The organism is Allosphingosinicella sp. (assembly GCF_059502505.1).
Map to the genome: position 1 here is coordinate 474,407 of NZ_JCACEU010000016.1, position 17,305 is coordinate 491,711.

Below are 17,305 nucleotides of genomic sequence, written 5' to 3' on the forward strand. Positions count from 1 at the left end.
AGGTCTGAGAGCCGAGGGAAAATCATGCGCGTTCTGGCACTGTCGTCTCAAAAAGGTGGTTCGGGCAAGACCACGCTGTCCGGCCACTTGGCCGTGCAGGCCCAGCTTGCCGGTTATGGGCCGGTCTGTCTGATCGACATCGACCCGCAGGGCTCGCTCGCCGACTGGTGGAACGAGCGCGAGTCGGAAATGCCCGCATTTGCGCAGACGACCGTCGCCCGTCTCGGTGCCGACCTGGAAGTGCTGCGCCAGCAGGGCTTCAAGCTCGCCGTCATCGACACCCCTCCGGCGATCACCATGGCGATCCAGAGCGTCATCCAAGTGGCCGAGCTGATCGTCATCCCGACGCGTCCCTCTCCGCACGATCTGCGCGCTGTCGGCGCCACCGTCGATCTGTGCGAACGTGCCGGCAAGCCGCTCATCTTCGTCGTCAATGCGGCGACGCCCAAGGCCAAGATCACATACGAGGCCGCGGTGGCTTTGTCCCAGCACGGGACGGTCGCTCCGGTCACTCTCCACCACCGCACCGACTTCGCCGCTTCGATGATCGATGGCCGCACGGTGATGGAGGTCGACCCCCGGGGCAAGTCGGCGGCCGAGGTCACGGAGCTCTGGGAATATATCGCCGACCGGCTCGAGAAGAATTTCCGTCGCACCGTCTTCGCCGCACCGGGTGGCCCGCAGCTGCACGCCGCCACGCCTCGTCCCGCCGGCGGCTTCGGCCGCCGCGTGGCCGGTCAGTAAGCGGAGGGCCGAACGATGGCTGAACCGAAGCCTTTCGCATCCCTCTCTTCCGGTCTCCTCGCCCGCAAGGGCGCGGCCAAGCCCGCCATGCGCCCGCAGGGCTTCGGCCAGGGCATGGGCCTCGAGGATCTCGGCTGGAACGACATGGGCCATGGGCACCAGCCCGCTACCCCGAGCCATCCCGCGCCGCGAGACGAGCGTCCGGAGCATGTGCCGAGCTCGATCTCGGCGCTGACGCCGGCACCGCGCTCGCCCATCGCCGAGGAGCCGGCCTCGCCGCCGCCCGTCATCGAGCAGCAGCGTGCCATCAAGGCCAGTTTCGCGCCCGAATCCGAAGAGGAAGCGGCCGAGGAACAGGCGCCGCAGGCCGAGCTGCCCAAGGTCAGGGCCGAGGTGGTCAAGCTGCCCTCGCGTCCGCGCAGCGCGCCGGGATCGAAGGCCAAGGCGGCTTTCACCCTTCGGCTGGATTCGGAGCGTCATCTGAAGCTGCGACTCGCCTGTGCGGTCACGCACCGTTCGGCGCAGCAGATCGTCAGCGAGGCACTGGACTCGTTCCTCGGCTCGCTTCCCGAACTCGACGCCATGGCGGGTCATGTGCCGGCCACTCTCGGCAAACGCCGCTGAGCAGGAGAATTAGGATGAACAAAGGTTTCGCTTTCAGGCTCGCCGCGTCCGGCCTCGTCCTTGGCACCACCGTCGTCGGCTGCGCGCCGGCCGGCCAGGCCGATCGCACCGCCTCGCTGGAGGCATCGCCGGTCTCCGAGCGCAATGCGATGAAGCTTTACGAGCGCGCCCAGATCGCGGTGCAGCAGGGCAAGTTTGCCGACGCGCTGCCGATTGCCGAGCGCCTCGTCGAGCTCGCGCCGCGCGATGCCGGCTACCGCATGCTGCTCGGCGATCTTTATCTGAAGAATGGCCGGTTCGTCTCGGCCGAGGCTGCTTTCTCCGACGTGCTGACGCTGGACCCGCGCAATCCTCGCGCATCGCTGAGCATTTCGCTGGCGCTGATCGCGCAGGGAAAGAAACAGCTCGCCACCGCCGAACTGGAGCAGCTCGCCGAAACGGCGGCGCCTGGCGACGTCGGTCTCGCCTTCGCGCTTGCCGGCAATCCGCAGCGTGCGATCGCGCTGCTTGAGCCGGCTGCGCGCGAAGCCAATGCTACGGGCCGAGTCCGGCAGAATTTGGCGCTCGCTTACGCCCTCGCCGGCGACTGGCAGAGAGCCCGCGTGACCGCCGAGCAGGACGTGTCGCCGGCCGATCTTCCCGAGCGTCTCGCCCAATGGGCGGAGTTCGCCAGCCCCACCGGCGACAAGAATCAGGTCGCTATGCTGCTCGGCGTCACGGCGGTTGCCGAAGATGCGGGTCAGCCGGTCCGACTGGCACTCAAGGCGCCGGAGCCGGAGGCTCCCGTGTGGGCGGAGGCCGTCGCTCCGGCGGTCGAGGCTCCGGTCGAAGTGGCTGCGGTCGAACCCGTCGTTGCCGAACCCGAAATTGTTGCGGCGGAGAAGTTCGCCGCCGCCGCGGAGACGCTGGTCACCGCGGATCCGGTCGTCATCCCCGCCGCTGTCCAGGTGGCGCCGGCGCCGATCCCCGTATTCAAGTCCGCCAAGCTTGCGAAGCTCGAATCCGAAGCACGCGCGGTCGCGAATGGTCGCTTCGTGGTTCAGGTCGCCGCCTACCGGAACCCGGTTCAGGTGGAGCTCGGCTGGAGCCGCCTGCAGGACCGCTTCGCCTTCGGGCCCGACAAGCAGCCGGTCAGCACGACCGTGAGTCTTCCCGGCAAGGGCACGTTCCATCGTCTCGCGATCGGCAGCTTCGAGGCTCCAGCCGAGGCGGCCCGCGTCTGCAACTCGATCAAGGCCAAAGGTGGCGCATGCTTCGTGCGCAGCAAGGCCGGCGACGCGCCGGTCCAGTGGGCAGCTCGCTACGCCGCTCGCGGCTAAGTCATAACCCAGGAGGGGGCGGGCGGCGGCAGGCGACTGCCGTCGCCCTTATTCTGTCCGGCGTCCATGGGTGAGGATGTCGAGGCAGGCCATCCGGACGGCGACGCCGATCTCGACCTGATCAAGGATCGCCGAACGGCTGCGATCGTCGGCCAGCTCCCCATCGATCTCCACGCCGCGGTTCATCGGGCCTGGGTGCATGACGAGGGCATCGGGCGCCGCCCGGGCAAGCCGTTCGCGGGTGAGGCCGTAACGGGCATGGAAGTCATCGAGCGAGGCGGACAATGCCGCTTCCATCCGCTCGCGCTGGATGCGCAGCATCATCACCACGTCCGCCCCCTCGATCGCCTCGTCGAAATCATCGAAGGCCGGGACACCGCCGAGCGCTTCCCAGCCCGGGAGCAAGGCAGGGGGACCCGCCACCCGCAGCTCCGCACCCAGCAAGGGCAGCGAGAGGAGATTTGAGCGCGCGACGCGGCTGTGCCTGATGTCGCCGCAGATCACCACCTTCAGCCCCTCGATCCGTCCCAGCCGGCGCCGGATCGTCAGCGCGTCGAGCAAAGCCTGGGTCGGATGTTCGCCGGTGCCGTCGCCGGCATTGATCACCGCGCAATCCACGGCCGCCGCCACTTCGGCTGCCGCGCCGGTCGAGGAGTGGCGGATCACCAGCACGTCCGGCCGCATGGCGTCGAGCGTGAGGGCAGTGTCGATCAGCGTCTCACCCTTGTGGACCGACGAGCCGGCGGCGTGGAAATTCGCGACCGTCGCCCCCAGCCGCTTGCCCGCCACCTCGAAGGAGAACAGGGTGCGGGTGCTGTTCTCGAAGAAGACGTTGAACTGCGTGAGGCCCTTCAGCCGCTCGTCGATCTTCCGCGTGCGGCGGTTGAATTCGATCCACTGCTCCGCCTGATCCAGGATGAAGCGGATCTCGCTTGCCGACAGCGCCGCGATGCCGAGCAGGTGACGGTGGGGGAAGGGATCGCTCATCGCCTGCGGCTCTAGGTGGGGCGCGGCTGCGGCTCAAGCCGGCGGCTGGCGACGAGGAGGCCGAACAGCAGCCAGAGATGGCGCGCATCCTCGAACGAGCCGCCGAGGCCCTGATAGACGAATGCACCGATGAAGGCGACGCCGAGCGCGACCGGCAGCGCATGCTCGCCGTGAGGCCCGATGCGAAAGGGCGAAGCGGCCTTCCAGGCGGCGAGGGTGACCAGCACCAGCCCCGCGAGGCCGAGCAGGCCGCATTGGACGGCGATGTTGAGGTAGGAGTTGTGTGCGTCGGTCAGCCGCTGGAGGTTGCCCGAGGGATCCTGATAGCGGACCAGCACCGCATCGGCGCCAAGGCCCCGGCCCAGCAGCGGATCGGCGACGAAGTTTCGCACTGCATCCGTCCAGATCATCAGTCGCCCCGCCGGTGCCAGGGTAAGGTCGATCAGGGGAACGCGTATGAGATAGGGCGCGGTGCTGTGAAGGATGGGCGTCACGGCCATGGCGACTATGAAGAGGACGGCGACGACGGCTCCGCCACCGAGTGCGAGGCTGCGCGCGAGCCGCCGCTCGCTGGGCAGTGTCAGGCCGAGCCAGAGCCCAACGACGAGGGCGATCCCGCCGAGCCCCGGCGAGATCGTGAACGCAGCCGCGATCATCAGGCCTGCGGCGACCAATGCTCCCGCAACTCTTGGAACCCAGCTCAACCGCAGGGAGGCGAGCAGGATCATCAGCGACACGCTCAGATAGTTGCAGAGCATGTTGGCATTGGTGAAGCTGAGCTGGAAACGGGGATAGGCACCCGGAGCGAGGGTTCCGAAACGGTAGAGCGCCCGCGCCAGCAGCGGATTGTTGCGATCGACGTAGAAGAGAAGGAGGGCAGCGACCGCCATCGCGGCCAGGAGCGCCATCGCGGCGATCCACCAGCGGAAGATGCGCCTCAGATCCGCCGTGCCGTCGATGAGGCTCACAGCGATGACCGGGAGGCTGAGCAGGTATACCTGGCTGGCCAGCTTGATCGCACCCCGGCCGATGGTCGCGGTCGCGAGCAACGACAGAGTCATGGCGGCGAAGTAGAAGAGGAGCGGCCACCAGGCCCGGTCCCAGATGAGCTTCGCCTGCCCGCGCAACACGGCGAGGCCCCAGACCAGCGCCAGCGGGACGAAGACGATATCCGAAGGCACGGCGTTATAGCCGAGCAGCCGTATCCGGGGCTGCATGAAGGCGAGCGAGATGACGTAGAGAAGGAGCAGGGCCATCGCCGCTCGCGCGAGCCCCCCCTTTTTCGCCTGCTCCATCGCGGCGCTCAGCCCATCGTCAGCGCGTCGATCGCGCCCTGTAGGATGTAGGCTGCGGCCATCTTGTCGACGAGCTCGGCACGGCGGGCTCGGCTGGCGTCGGCGTCGATGAGGGTGCGGGTGACGGCCTGCGTGGACCAGCGTTCGTCCCAGAGCAGGATCGGCAGGCCGAGCGGCTGGAGGTTGCGGGCAAAGGCGCGAACCGACTGGGTGCGGGGGGAATCGCTGCCGTCGAGGTTGAGCGGCAGGCCGACGACGATGCCGGTGACATGCTGCGCGGCGGTGAGCGCCTTCAGCTTCTCGAGGTCCGCCGAGAACTTCCCGCGCCGGATCAGCTCCGCGGGCGTCGCGAAGGTCCATTGTGCGTCGCAAAGCGCCACCCCGATCGTCTTGGTGCCGACGTCGAGGCCGATCAGGCGACCACCAGCCGGGAGCGCCTCACGGAAAGCGGCGGCACCGGCGACGATCATGAGGCGCGGAAGCTTGCGAGCCGGGCGGCGGCGTCGGCACGGATGTTCGACCAGAAGAGCGCATAGTCGAACACATGATAGTTGTTGCCCGGCAGCACGTAGGCCGGCAGGTCGGGCAGCCGCTCCTCGTCGCCGATCAGGAGGAACCCCGTCGGGCCGCACTCCGCCGGCACCGCCCCGACCGCCATCTCCGCCTCGGTCAGCTCCGCATTGGGCAGGAGGGTGCCGAGATTGCGCGCGGCGGGAGCGGCGTCGCCCCGGTTGCCGGTGAGCGGATTGACGCACAGCATCGGCGTGCCGGCGCGCCTTTGCCCGTTGGATGCGCTGGAGGCGTTGTAGACGTCCGTCACCATTGAGGGATCGGCCGGCTCGGCGAAGGTCTGCCAGGAAAGGATGCAGCCGCTCTGGCCGGCGGTTGCGCAGGCGGGGAGTCCGAGGGCCGGAAGGTCCGCGGTGATCGAGATCGGCCAGCCGACGACGTAGGCCGCGGCGACGCGCTTCGACACCGACGTCCCCGCAACCCGCTCGCGAAGCAGCCGCATCAGGTGCAGGCTGCCCTGGCTGTGGGCGGCGAGGATGATCGGCCGGTCCGCCGGCGCTTGCCTCAGGAATTCCTCGAACGCGGCGAGAACGTCGCGATAGGCGAAGTTCAGGGCCTTCTCGGCGTCGTCCTTGCTGGTGAGGAAGGCGCCGAACGTCGCCTGGCGGTATTTGGGCGCCCAGATGTCGCCCACGCCGTTGAAGGCGCTCGCCTGGTGGCGGACGAACAGGCGGGCGCGCTGCTGTGAATCCTGATGGTCGATGGGCGCATTCCAGCGCGATTTATCGAGGAAGGAGGTGGGGTGGATGAAGAACACCGCCGCCTTTTCCTCAGGCGGGGGAGGGGGCGTGAATCCGTCGGGCAGCCAGCGCGCCGGGTCTCTAGCCAGGTCGGGGCGGGCGATCCACATCGAGGCAGCGGCGTAATCGGGGCCGGCCGTTGGCGCCTTCGCCTCCTCGAACGCCACGGTGGGCACCATGGCCAGCTTGAACAGCCGGTCCTCGAACAGGCGATAGGCGAGCGCCCCCGCCAGCAGCATCACGATCAGACCCGCGACGATCCACAGAAAACGGCGTGCGGGCATCTAATTCCTCCGGAAATGCATCGCGGCTGCACAACAGCATGGCAGAGGCGGTTGCAAGCCGCCGCTGGCGCGGCGCATGTTCGACGCGGGGAGAAGGGTCAATGGCGGACAGGATGGCGGATCACGAGCCTTGGCCGGTGCGTGCGGCGGGGCTGGCGGCGCTGGGCGCGGTGCTGGCCGTTCTGATCGATGGTCTCATCAACGTCAGCGAGCATGCTCAGACCGAGGATCCGCTGCGGCTGGCAACCGCCTTCTTCCTTGCCGTCGCCGGCATCACACTGGGCTTCACGCTCGAGCGGGTGCGGCCGCTCTGGTCGCTCGCCTTCGGACTCACCGCCGGGCTGGTCGTCGCGCTCGTCTTCTACTCGAACGGCAGCAGGAGCGGATGGAGCGCCGGCGACGAATGGCGGGTCTTCTCGTCCTTGCTGGTCGTGGCGATTGCCGTGCCGCTCTTCCAGGCGGCGCGGGACGAGGGGCGCTGGCGGCTCGATTATGCGCCGATCCACGCCCATGCCTGGACCAACATCGTGCTGTGGTGCGCCGCCTGGGCTTTCGTGCTCATCTCCTGGCTGCTGGCGCAATTGCTCGCCGAGCTGTTCAACCTCATCGGGCTCGACCTGCTGCGCGAGGCGCTGCGGGAAAGCTGGTTCAACGCCCTCATCATCGGCGCGGCGCTCGGCGGCGCGATCGGGCTGCTGCGGGATCGCGATCAAGTCCTGGGCATGCTCCAGCGGGTGGCGACCACCGTCCTGTCGGTGCTGGCCCCCGTGCTTGCTGCGGGGCTGGTGCTGTTCGTGCTGGCTTTGCCTTTCACCGGGCTGGAGCCGCTGTGGGACAAGACGACGTCGACCACACCCATCCTGCTGTTCGCCATCCTCGGCGCCTTCCTGCTCGCCAATGCCGTGATCGGAAACGCGCCGGACGAGGAGGCGAAGGGCAGGGCGCTCCGCCTGTCGGCGGCGGCGCTCGCGGCGGTGATGGCGCCGCTTGCGATCGTGGCGGCGATCTCGACCTGGCTGCGGATCGATCAGCATGGCTTCACGCCCGAGCGACTCTGGGCCGCCACGTTCGTGCTGATCGTGCTGGCGGTCTCGCTCGCCTATCTCTGGACGGTAGTTCGCGGACGCCTCGGCTGGGCCGAGCGCGTGCGGCCGATGAACGTCAGGCTGGCGCTCGGCATCTCCGCCGTGGCGCTGCTGCTGGCGGCGCCTTTGGTCAATTTCGGCGCGATCTCGACGCGCGACCAGATGGCGCGGCTCGAGGCCGGCAAGGTCTCGCCGGAGGAATTCGACTGGACCGCGATCCGCTTCGACTTCGGCCCGGCCGGCCGGCGCGCGCTCGAGCGGATCCGCGACACGGGTCCCGCCAATCTGCGCGCGTTCGCCGCGACTGCGCTGGCCAGCAAGGTGCGCTGGGCGGCGGCCGAGCCTGCACGGCTTCGACGCAGCGCCAGGCAGCTGGAAACGAACCTGCGCGTGCTGCCGGAGAATGTGCCCGTGCCGCCGGAGCTCCGGGTCGCCTTGTCACAATCCGCCGCCTGCCAGTTCGGTCCCTGCACCTTGATCTGGCGACCGGGCGCGAACGAGGCGGTCGCGGTCGGCTTTCCCTGCGAGCGCTGCGACGTCAGCCCGGTCCGGGTCGTCCGCGACGAGCAGGGGGGCTGGCTGGTCAATCCGGATATCGGGCCGGGCATCTCCACGGGGACGTCTCGCAACCCGGAGGCGCAGCAGCGGGCGGTCGCGGCGGGGCAGGTCGAGGTGCGGCCGGTCCAGCGGCGTCAGGTCTTCGTGAACGGGCAGCCGGTGGGGCCGATCTTCTAACCTCTTCCTTGAAGGGGAACCAAGCGGGTGCTAGCGCGCGTGCCGTCGCTCAGCGACGTTTCCGCACAAGGCACTCATGTCCGTCGATACCGCCACCGTACGCCATATCGCCAAGCTCGCCCGCATCGCCGTTAGCGATGCGGAGGTCGAGGCCTTGGTTCCCGAACTCAACAACATACTCGGCTGGATCGAGCAGCTGCAGGAGGTGGACGTCACCGGCGTGCAGCCGATGACGGCGGTGATCCCGAACCAGCTCCGCATGCGGGCGGACGTGGTGACGGACGGCGACAGGCGCGACGCCGTGCTGAAGAACGCGCCGGTTGCCGAGCATGGCTTCTTCGCGGTGCCGAAGGTCATCGAATGAGCCAGCTGACGGATCTCGGCGTCGCGGCGATCCGTGACGGGGTGCGCGACGGCGCCTTCTCGGCCCGCGAGGTGGCGGAGGCGTTCAACGCGAACGTCGCCAAGGCGAAGATGCTCAACGCCTTCGTGATCGACACGCCGGAACATGCGCTCGCCGCGGCCGACCAGGCCGACCGCGACCGCGTTGAGGGCAACCTGAAGCCGCTCTCCGGCGTGCCGCTCGGCATCAAGGACCTGTTCGCGACCGAAGGCTATCAGACCACCGCCGGCAGCTCGATGCTCGGGGGCTACGAGCCGGTCTACGAATCCACCGTCAGCCGGCATCTGTTCGAGGCGGGCGCCGGCATGCTCGGCAAGCTCAACATGGACGAGTTCGCCATGGGCTCGTCCAACGAGACCAGTGCCTATGGCAACGTCATCTCGCCTTGGCGGCGCAACGACGGCGGTAACGCGGGGCTGACCCCGGGCGGCTCGTCCGGCGGCTCGGCCGCGGCCGTCGCCGCGCGGCTCGCGCCAGGCGTCACTGGCACCGATACCGGCGGCTCGATCAGGCAGCCTGCCGCCTTCGTCGGCATCACCGGGGTCAAGCCGACCTACGGCCGCTGCTCGCGCTACGGCATGGTCGCCTTCGCGTCCTCGCTCGATCAGGCCGGGCCGATGGCGCGGGACGTGCGCGACTGCACGATCCTGCTCGAGACCATGGCCGGGCACGATCCGAAGGACTCGACCTCCCTGAAGCTCGACGTGCCCGCCTGGGAGGCGAATCTTTCGAGCGATATCAGGGGCAAGCGGATCGGTATTCCCAGGGAGTATCGGATCGATGGCGTGCCGGAGGAGATCGATCGCGTCTGGGAGCAGGGCATCGCCTGGATGCGCGATGCCGGCGCCGAGATAGTCGAGGTCTCGCTTCCGCATACGCGCTACGCGCTGCCGACGTATTACATCATCGCGCCGGCCGAAGCCTCGTCCAACCTCGCCCGCTATGACGGCGTGAAGTATGGCAAGCGGGTCGCGCCGGATAACGGCAACCTTGCCGACATGTATCAGGCGACCCGCGCCGCCGGCTTCGGCGCCGAGGTGAAGCGCCGCATCATGATCGGCACCTACGTGCTCTCGGCCGGCTTCTACGACGCCTATTTCAACCAGGCGCAGAAGGTGAGGGCGCTCATCGCCCGCGACTTCGAGGCGGTCTGGGGCGAATGCGATCTGATCCTGACGCCGACAGCGCCGTCGGCCGCCTTCGCGCTGGGCGAGAAGACCGCCGACCCAATTGCCATGTATCTGAACGACGTCTTCGCCGTGCCCGCCAGCCTCGCTGGCCTGCCGGCCATGTCGGTCCCGGCAGGCCTCAACGATCAGGGCCTGCCGCTCGGCCTTCAGATCATCGGCAAGGCATTCGACGAGCAGGGCGTCCTCAACGCCGGCCTCGCCTTCGAGGAACGCGCCGGCTTCACCGCGAGGGCCGAGGCTTGGTGGTGAGCAGCTACGAATTTCCGGCTGAAACGGGTGAGCAGCGGCTGCAGCGAGCCCTAGACCGTCGGCGCGTCTGGACATGGCGTGCGCTGATGGCGGCTGGCATCGCTGGAGGCTCCGTGTGGCTGTGGATGGACGGCGTCTTCGAAGAGGAAGGATGGGACCTCCTCTGGATGCTGCCGCTCTGCCTGCTTCTGCTACTCATTTGGGAAGGAGTGTTCGAAGGGATCGGCGCTATTCTAAGGGCACTGTTCTCCCCGCTGGCGCGACCATTTAGCAGTCGCGGCTACAGCTATTATGACGACGAGATACAGGATCCGCCGCCCGACTACAGCATGGCGGAGGTGATTGTTCCCGACGCCAGGCAGCCGCATAAGGGAAGTCGATGAGCTACCGCATCCGTGGCGCCACGGGCGATTGGGAAGTTGTGATCGGGCTTGAGGTTCACGCCCAAGTCACTTCGAACGCCAAGCTTTTTTCCGGCGCTTCGACCGAGTTCGGCGCGGAGCCGAACACGCAGGTGAGCCTCGTCGATGCGGCGTTCCCGGGCATGCTTCCGGTGCTCAATGAGGAGTGCGTGCGGCAGGCGGTGCGGACCGGCATGGCGCTGGAGGCTCAGATCAACGCCTGGTCGCGCTTCGACCGGAAGAATTATTTCTACGCCGATCTGCCGCAGGGCTATCAGATCAGCCAGCTTTACCACCCGATCGTCGGCGAGGGCGCGATCGAGATCGAGGCGGGCGAGGGGACCAAGACTGTCGGCATCGAGCGGATTCATATCGAGCAGGATGCCGGCAAGCTGATGCACGACCAGCATCCGAGCTTCTCCTATGTCGACCTCAACCGCTCGGGCGTGGCTTTGATGGAGATCGTCTCCAAGCCCGACATGCGTTCGCCAGAGGAAGCAGGCGCTTACGTCCGCAAGCTGAGATCGATCCTACGCTACGTCGGCTCGTGCGACGGCAATATGGAGCAGGGCTCGATGCGCGCCGACGTCAACGTCTCGGTCCGCAAGCCCGGCGAGGAATTCGGCACCCGCACCGAGACCAAGAACGTCAATTCGGTGCGCTTCATCATGGCGACGATCGAATATGAGGCGAACCGGCAGGTCGATGTTCTGGAGAGCGGCGGCGCGATCGTCCAGGAAACTCGCCTGTTCGATCCCGACAAGGGCGAAACGCGCTCGCTCCGTTCCAAGGAGGATGCGCACGATTATCGCTACTTCCCGGATCCGGACCTGCTGCCGCTGGAGCTCACGCCGGAGTTTCTTGAGGAATGCCGCGCCAGCCTTCCCGAACTGCCTGACGCCAAGCGCCGCCGCTACGAGGAGCAACTCGGTCTCAGCGCCTACAATGCGCAGGTGCTCACGGCCGAGGCCGAGACTGCCCGCTGGTTCGAGGCCCTCCTCGCCGAAGCCGCGCTGAAGGCCGGCAAGCCCGAGACCCAGGTCGCGAAGGCGGCTGCCAACTGGCTGCTGTCCGACCTTTATGGCGCACTCAACCGGCTCGGCCGCACGATCGAGGATTCGCCCGTCACGCCCGCGCAGGGCGCGGAGCTCCTCGCGCTCGTTGCCGACGGCACCCTCTCCGGCACCCTCGGCAAGCAGGTGTTCGAGATCATGCTCGAGACGGGCGACGATCCCAGCCGCATCGTCGAGGAGCGCGGCCTCAGGCAGACCAGCGACACCGGCGCGATCGAGGCGGTGATCGCCGAGATCATGGCCGCGAATGCGGACAAGGTTGCGGAATATCGCTCCGGCAAGGACAAGCTCTTCGGCTTCTTCGTCGGCCAGACGATGAAGGCGATGGCCGGCAAGGCCAACCCGCAGGTGGTTAACGAGCTCCTGAAGAAGGCGCTGGCCTAGGTCTTTGCCTAAGGCGGCTGATGTTGCGCCTCCAGAGAGGCGACGGAGACGCGCTATGCCTGACGATCCCGACGAAAGGGAGCAATCGCGTGCCTATGTCTGGCTGCTCGGCACTGGTGCGCTTGGCGCCTGGTTCGTCCTGCTCTGGCTGATGTTCGGTGACGTGCTCTAGCAGGCAGTCGCCCGCAGCTGCCCGGAAGGGAGTTGCAGTCAGATAACACGTTGAGGCGCTTGAGCTTTTCCAGATGCTGGGGCAAGATGCCAGGCTTGCGCGGGAGGTGGCCATGGCAAGAGGCGCATGTGCTTGGGTGGCGGCGGCTTCGCTGACCCTCGCCGGCTGCGTGCAGACGCGGCAGGTGGCCGACGTCGAGTTCCAGCCGCCGCAGGGCGATTACAGCCTGATCGTGATGCGGCCTGACGTGCAGGTCGGTTCGGTCACCGCCGGCGGTCTTGTCGAGCCGCGGGCCGAATGGACCGAGCAGGCGCGGCGCAACGTCCTCCAGGCGCTGCGCGAGCAGCAGGGCGGACGCGGCGGGCGCACCGTCATCGCTGAGACGCGAGAGTCGGTCTCGGGTGTCGATCCGAAGCTGGTCGCCGACCTCGAGCGGCTCCACAATGCGGTCGGCAATTCAATCGCGCTTCACAAATATTTCGGCGCCGACCTGCCGACCAAGCGCAGGCAGGGCATCGACTGGACGCTGGGGCAGGATGCGGTGACGCTCGGCCGCGCCACCGGCATGGACTATGCTCTCTTCCTCTACGCGCAGGACAGCATCGCCTCCTCCGAACGGATGGCGCTGCAGGTGCTCGGCATCGCCGGCTGCTTCATCGGCTTCTGCGCGCCGCAGGGCGGCGGCGGCCAGGTGGCCTATGCGTCGCTGGTCGATCTCAGGACCGGCGGGGTCGTCTGGTTCAACGTGCTCCAGACCAACAGCCACCTCCCCGGCGTGACGTTCGGCGACATCCGCACGCCGGAGGGCTCGGCGCAGATGGTCGAGCGGCTGCTCGGCCGCATGAAGGCGGGCCGCAACGTCAGGAACCGCGCCCGATGAGCGAAATCATTACGAGGCGCAGCTTGCTCGGCGGTCTCGGCTGCGCCTGCTGCGCGGGCCTCGTCGGCAGGGGCGAGGCACGCATTTCGCCCAGGTCGATGACCCCGCTCATCCAGGCCGGCTACCGGCCGACGGAGACGGACGAGAAGGGCCTTTGGCAGCAGTACGAGCGGGTCGAGCAGGAGATTGCCGGCTCGAACCTGCTGATCGAGGACCGGGCGCTCACCTCCTACCTTGGCGGTCTTGCCGAGTGCGTCGGCGGTCCGGCGGCCAGGGACCTGCGCGTCTACCTGGCGCACATCCCCGAGTTCAACGCGTTCATGGCGCCGACCGGCTTCATGGTCGTCTTCTCGGGCCTCCTCACCCGGATGCGGGACGAGGCGCAGCTTTCCGGCGTGATCGCTCACGAAGCCGGTCACTTCCTGCGCCGCCACCACGTTCGCGGCTGGCGCGACACGAAGCGTAAGTCCGATCTCCTTACCGTCGCCGCGGTGGGTGCAGGCGTCGGCGGTGCCGCGGCGGGTGCTTATCTGGGCGATGCCGTCCGCCTCGCCCACATGGGCACGATCCTGTCGCTCTTCGCATATAGCCGCACGCTGGAGGCCGAGGCGGACGCGATGGGGCTGAAGCTGATCGGCGAGGCCGGCTACGACCCGCACGCCGTGCCGGAGACCTGGCAGCAGCTGATCGAGGAAGTCGAGGCAAGCGCGAGGATGCGCCGTAAGCGGCCCAACCGCGGCTATTCGCTCTTCGCCACTCATCCCGCGCCCGCCGAGCGCATGAGCGATTTGCGTATCTCAGCGCAGGAAGTGGCAGGCGGCAGCGGCACGCGCGGTCGCGAGCGCTACCTCGCTGCCCTCGGTGGCCATCGCACGCGCTTTCTCGACGATCAGGTCAAGCTCAACGATCCGGGTGCTAGCCTCTATATCATCCAGAACCTGGCGAAGGACGGCTGGAGCGGACTGCTCCGCTATTACGAAGCGGAGATCTGGCGGCTGCGCGGCGAGAAGGGCGACGATATCCGCGCCGCGCAAGGCTATGCCGCCGCCGTGACATTGCCGGACGCGCCGGCGGAGGCGTGGCGTGCGCACGGCTATGCCGAGTTCAAGGCCGGCCGCCGGGAGGAAGGGAAGCAGGCGCTCGGCCGCTACCTCGCGATGGCGCCCCAGGCGAAGGACGCGGCGATGGTCCGCTATTCGCTCACGCAATGAGGAGGGAGCTGATGAGGACGTCGCTGCTCGCGCCGCTGCTGGGTCTGAGCCTGCTCGCCGGCTGCGCAGGCGGCGGTCTGGGAAGCGGCGGCTTCGGCTACTATTCGCTCGTCCATCCGCGGCCGCAGAGTGTCGCCCGCGGCTCGATGACGGTGACGCCGACCATCCGCTGGAACCAGGCGCCCCGCGGCTTCTACGACATCAATCGCGAGGAGAACTGGACGCTCAACGGCCCCTTGCTCGACGGACTCTCCTTCATCGGCGGACTGGAGCACGACAAGCGCATCGTCCAGCAGCGGCGCAAGGCCGACCGGAAGGTGCCGAACTTCCGCGCTGATATGTCGCCGCCCGAAATAGCAGCGATGATCGAGAGCTTCTATCGGATCCGCTCCGGCGCCAGCAGCTTCGCCATGACCAACCTCGCGCCGCGGACTTTCCTCGGCCATCCCGGCTTCCAGTTCGACTACGACTATCTCGGCGGCGACGAGGTCGAGCGGCGGGGCCGGGCAGTCGGCGCAATCATTGGGGGCCGCTTCTATCTCGCCCTCTTCGATGCCGCGCGGATGCATTATTTCGACGCGGGACTGCCGGAATATGAGCGGATCGTGGAGTCGGCGCGGCTGAGGGCTTAGGCCGAGGCTAGGATGTCCTCGGCCTGCCGGAACAGCGCGGGATCGACCTCGGCGCCCGATGCCTTAGCATTTTCCTCGAGCTGCTCCGGCCGCGACGCGCCGACGATGGCGGAGGCGACGTTGGGCTCCCTCAGCACCCAGGCGAGCGCGAATTGCGCAAGGCTCAGCCCCGCTTCGGCGGCCAGCGGCTGGAGGCGCTGCACAGCCTCCAGCAGGCTGTCCTGCATTAGCCGCTCCATCCAGCCGCCCATCTCGTCGCTGGTCGCGCGGCTGCCGCCGGGCGGCGGCGCGCCTGGACGATATTTGCCGGTGAGCACGCCCTGCGCCAGCGGCGACCAGACGATCTGCGAAATGCCGTTCGCCGAGGAAAGCGGGATCACCTCTTCCTCGGGCTGGCGCCACACCAGCGAATATTGCGGCTGGCTGGACACGAACTTCTCGACGCCGGCCATCTCAATCGCCGCTCGGATCCTGTCCTCCGGCCATTCCGAAAAGCCGATGTAGCGCACCTTGCCGGAGCGCACGGCTTCGGTCAGCGCCTGCATCGTCTCCTCGAGCGGCGTCTCCTCGTCGTAGCGGTGGCACTGGTAGAGATCGATGTAATCGGTCCTGAGACGCTTCAGCGACGAGTCGAGCTGCTTTTCGACCTGCGCCCGCGAGAGGCCGCGATCCTGCTCCGTCATCGGGAAGAAGAGCTTGGTGGCGAGGTTGTAGCTGTCGCGCGGTCGGCCGGACAGCGCCTCGCCGAGGAAGCTCTCGGCAGCGCCGCGGCCGTAGATGTTGGCGGTGTCGATGAAGTTGATGCCGAGATCGAATGCCTTGTTGACGCAGGCGGCCGCACGATCGCGCTCGACGCCGACGCCATAGGTCAGCCACGATCCGAGCGAGATTTCCGATACATCAAGGTCGCTCGACCCGAGCCGCCGGTATTGCATCTCCGCTCTCCTCCTATGGACGCGAGGGCAAAGCACGAAGCCGGAACATCGTTCCGAAAGAGCGGGCTAGCTACGGCGCCTTTGCTGGCGTAGCGTCCTGACCGAGGCCGAGAAGCCCGTGTGAGGAGGGGGAGTAGTCGATGCCCGAAGGTAAGAGCGGCCATATCAGGCTGACTTCGCATCCCGGTTCGCGGGGGCCGGCGCGCTTTCCGCTGCACTGGGGCGCCGCCACGGCACCGGAGAGGGGTCCGGTCGTCGCGACCGTCAATGCCGGTTCGGACCGCAACGCGATCGGCGCCCATGGCGGCTCCTATTCGATCTACCGCGCGCTCGCCATTTCCGCCGGCGCCATGGACCCGCACGCGCGCCCGGACCTTCACGACACATCGCCGGTCTGCGAAATCGGCCCGCACGCGCAGTGGGGCGAGGCCGGCAAGATCGTCTCGCTCGATCCCTGGGGGCATCGCGTCGCGCATGATTTCGCCGATCTGATCCAGCAGGGCGTCGACATCCGCCCGTCGATCGCGATCACCAAGGCGCGGCTGACGCTGCCGGAGATGCAGGCCGCGATCGCCGCCGGGCGCGTGGAGGCGGACGGCGAGATCGTCCATAGAGCGGGCGACGTCTCCGTCACCAAGATCGCCGTCGATCCGGTCTGGTGGCTGCCCGGCGTCGCCGAGCGCTTCGGCGTAAACGAGGGAAGCCTCCGCCGCTGCCTGTTCGAGCAAACCGGCGGCATGTATCCGGAGCTCGTCACCCGCCCGGACCTTTGCGTCTTCCTGCCCCCGATCGGCGGTATGACCCTCTACATCTTCGGCGATCCCGAACAGCTGGGCAAGAAGCCGCTCACCTGCCGCGTCCATGACGAATGCAACGGCTCAGACGTGTTCGGCTCCGACATCTGCACCTGCCGCCCCTACCTCACCCACGGCATCGAGGAGGCGACGCGGGCGGCCCAGGACGGCGGCGTCGGCCTGATCGTCTACAATCGCAAGGAGGGGAGGGCGCTGGGCGAGGTCACAAAGTTCCTCGTCTACAATGCCCGCAAGCGACAGCCCGGCGGCGACCAGGCGGCGACCTATTTCGAGCGCACTGAATGCGTCGCCGGCGTCCAGGACGCGCGCTTCCAGCAGCTCATGCCGGACGTGATCCATTGGCTCGGCATCCGCCGCATCGACCGCTTCGTGTCGATGTCGAACATGAAATATGACGCGCTCGCCGGCGGCGGCGTAGAGATCGGCGAGCGGGTGCCCATACCTGACGATCTCGTCCCCCCCGATGCCAGCGTGGAAATGGAGGCCAAGAAGGCCGCCGGCTATTTCACGCCGGAAGGGGCGCCGAGCGCCGAGCAGCTCCGCAAGGTCGTCGGCCGCGATCTGGGGAATTTCTGAC

The 17,305-nt window shown here is 67.7% G+C and carries 17 protein-coding genes; 12 read left to right on the plus strand and 5 right to left on the minus strand.

Annotated features, from left to right (window positions below; genetic code table 11):
• Positions 1-24: 24 nt before the first annotated feature.
• From AC5JBD_RS10675 to AC5JBD_RS10685, 3 genes are read left to right on the plus strand one after another with little or no spacing between them, the layout of a single operon-like run.
• Positions 25-744, plus strand: coding sequence for an AAA family ATPase (locus AC5JBD_RS10675; RefSeq protein WP_495721776.1), 720 nt, complete (start codon positions 25-27; stop codon positions 742-744).
• A gap of 15 nt (positions 745-759) precedes the next feature.
• On the plus strand, positions 760-1,368 hold the full coding sequence (locus AC5JBD_RS10680) for a hypothetical protein (protein WP_495721777.1): 609 nt from the start codon (positions 760-762) through the stop codon (positions 1,366-1,368).
• 14 nt (positions 1,369-1,382) lie between these two features.
• Complete coding sequence (locus AC5JBD_RS10685) at positions 1,383-2,687, plus strand: SPOR domain-containing protein (protein WP_495721778.1); 1,305 nt, start codon at positions 1,383-1,385, stop codon at positions 2,685-2,687.
• Between the two features lie 48 nt (positions 2,688-2,735).
• Here AC5JBD_RS10685 and AC5JBD_RS10690 read toward each other — a convergent pair whose 3' ends face one another.
• Genes AC5JBD_RS10690 through AC5JBD_RS10705 form a run of 4 tightly spaced genes read right to left on the minus strand, consistent with a single transcriptional unit; the run spans position 2,736 to position 6,563 of the window.
• A complete protein-coding gene (locus AC5JBD_RS10690) occupies positions 2,736-3,674 on the minus strand; it encodes an aspartate carbamoyltransferase catalytic subunit (RefSeq protein ID WP_495721779.1) in 939 nt (312 codons plus the stop codon).
• Positions 3,675-3,685: 11 nt separating this feature from the next.
• A complete protein-coding gene (locus tag AC5JBD_RS10695; protein WP_495721780.1) occupies positions 3,686-4,930 on the minus strand; it encodes an O-antigen ligase family protein in 1,245 nt (414 codons plus the stop codon).
• Positions 4,931-4,977: 47 nt separating this feature from the next.
• The gene (ruvX, locus tag AC5JBD_RS10700) at positions 4,978-5,439 is read right to left on the minus strand and encodes a Holliday junction resolvase RuvX (protein ID WP_495721781.1); all 462 of its coding nucleotides are present in this window, start codon (positions 5,437-5,439) and stop codon (positions 4,978-4,980) included.
• The gene (locus AC5JBD_RS10705; protein WP_495721782.1) at positions 5,436-6,563 is read right to left on the minus strand and encodes a DUF3089 domain-containing protein; all 1,128 of its coding nucleotides are present in this window, start codon (positions 6,561-6,563) and stop codon (positions 5,436-5,438) included. Before AC5JBD_RS10705 ends, ruvX begins: the two co-directional genes overlap by 4 nt.
• Positions 6,564-6,664: 101 nt before the next feature.
• Between AC5JBD_RS10705 and AC5JBD_RS10710 the strand changes: the two genes are divergently transcribed.
• The 8 genes from AC5JBD_RS10710 (at position 6,665) to AC5JBD_RS10745 (ending at position 14,978) form a co-directional block, all read left to right on the plus strand.
• Positions 6,665-8,383 carry a DUF4153 domain-containing protein gene (locus tag AC5JBD_RS10710; protein WP_495721783.1) on the plus strand — a complete coding sequence of 573 codons (1,719 nt, stop codon included), beginning with the start codon at positions 6,665-6,667 and terminating at the stop codon, positions 8,381-8,383.
• A gap of 76 nt (positions 8,384-8,459) precedes the next feature.
• On the plus strand, positions 8,460-8,747 hold the full coding sequence (gene gatC, locus AC5JBD_RS10715; RefSeq protein WP_495721784.1) for an Asp-tRNA(Asn)/Glu-tRNA(Gln) amidotransferase subunit GatC: 288 nt from the start codon (positions 8,460-8,462) through the stop codon (positions 8,745-8,747).
• Positions 8,744-10,225, plus strand: coding sequence for an Asp-tRNA(Asn)/Glu-tRNA(Gln) amidotransferase subunit GatA (gene gatA, locus AC5JBD_RS10720; RefSeq protein ID WP_495721785.1), 1,482 nt, complete (start codon positions 8,744-8,746; stop codon positions 10,223-10,225). The genes gatC and gatA overlap by 4 nt, the downstream gene beginning before the upstream one ends.
• Positions 10,222-10,608: a hypothetical protein gene (locus AC5JBD_RS10725; RefSeq protein ID WP_495721786.1), complete on the plus strand. Its 387-nt coding sequence runs from the start codon at positions 10,222-10,224 to the stop codon at positions 10,606-10,608. Before gatA ends, AC5JBD_RS10725 begins: the two co-directional genes overlap by 4 nt.
• Positions 10,605-12,083 (plus strand): Asp-tRNA(Asn)/Glu-tRNA(Gln) amidotransferase subunit GatB, encoded by a 1,479-nt coding sequence (gene gatB / locus AC5JBD_RS10730; RefSeq protein WP_495721787.1) that lies wholly within the window; start codon positions 10,605-10,607, stop codon positions 12,081-12,083. The genes AC5JBD_RS10725 and gatB overlap by 4 nt, the downstream gene beginning before the upstream one ends.
• Positions 12,084-12,367: 284 nt before the next feature.
• Positions 12,368-13,135: a hypothetical protein gene (locus AC5JBD_RS10735; protein ID WP_495721788.1), complete on the plus strand. Its 768-nt coding sequence runs from the start codon at positions 12,368-12,370 to the stop codon at positions 13,133-13,135.
• The gene (locus tag AC5JBD_RS10740; RefSeq protein WP_495721789.1) at positions 13,132-14,346 is read left to right on the plus strand and encodes a M48 family metallopeptidase; all 1,215 of its coding nucleotides are present in this window, start codon (positions 13,132-13,134) and stop codon (positions 14,344-14,346) included. The genes AC5JBD_RS10735 and AC5JBD_RS10740 overlap by 4 nt, the downstream gene beginning before the upstream one ends.
• Before the next feature lie 11 nt (positions 14,347-14,357).
• Positions 14,358-14,978 (plus strand): hypothetical protein, encoded by a 621-nt coding sequence (locus AC5JBD_RS10745; RefSeq protein ID WP_495721790.1) that lies wholly within the window; start codon positions 14,358-14,360, stop codon positions 14,976-14,978.
• Here the strand turns inward: AC5JBD_RS10745 and AC5JBD_RS10750 are convergent.
• Positions 14,975-15,913: an aldo/keto reductase family protein gene (locus AC5JBD_RS10750; protein WP_495721791.1), complete on the minus strand. Its 939-nt coding sequence runs from the start codon at positions 15,911-15,913 to the stop codon at positions 14,975-14,977. The genes AC5JBD_RS10745 and AC5JBD_RS10750 overlap by 4 nt on opposite strands.
• A 140-nt stretch (positions 15,914-16,053) precedes the next feature.
• Between AC5JBD_RS10750 and AC5JBD_RS10755 the strand changes: the two genes are divergently transcribed.
• Positions 16,054-17,304, plus strand: a complete 1,251-nt coding sequence (locus tag AC5JBD_RS10755; RefSeq protein WP_495721792.1) for a GTP cyclohydrolase II — start codon at positions 16,054-16,056, stop codon at positions 17,302-17,304.
• Position 17,305 lies beyond the last annotated feature (1 nt).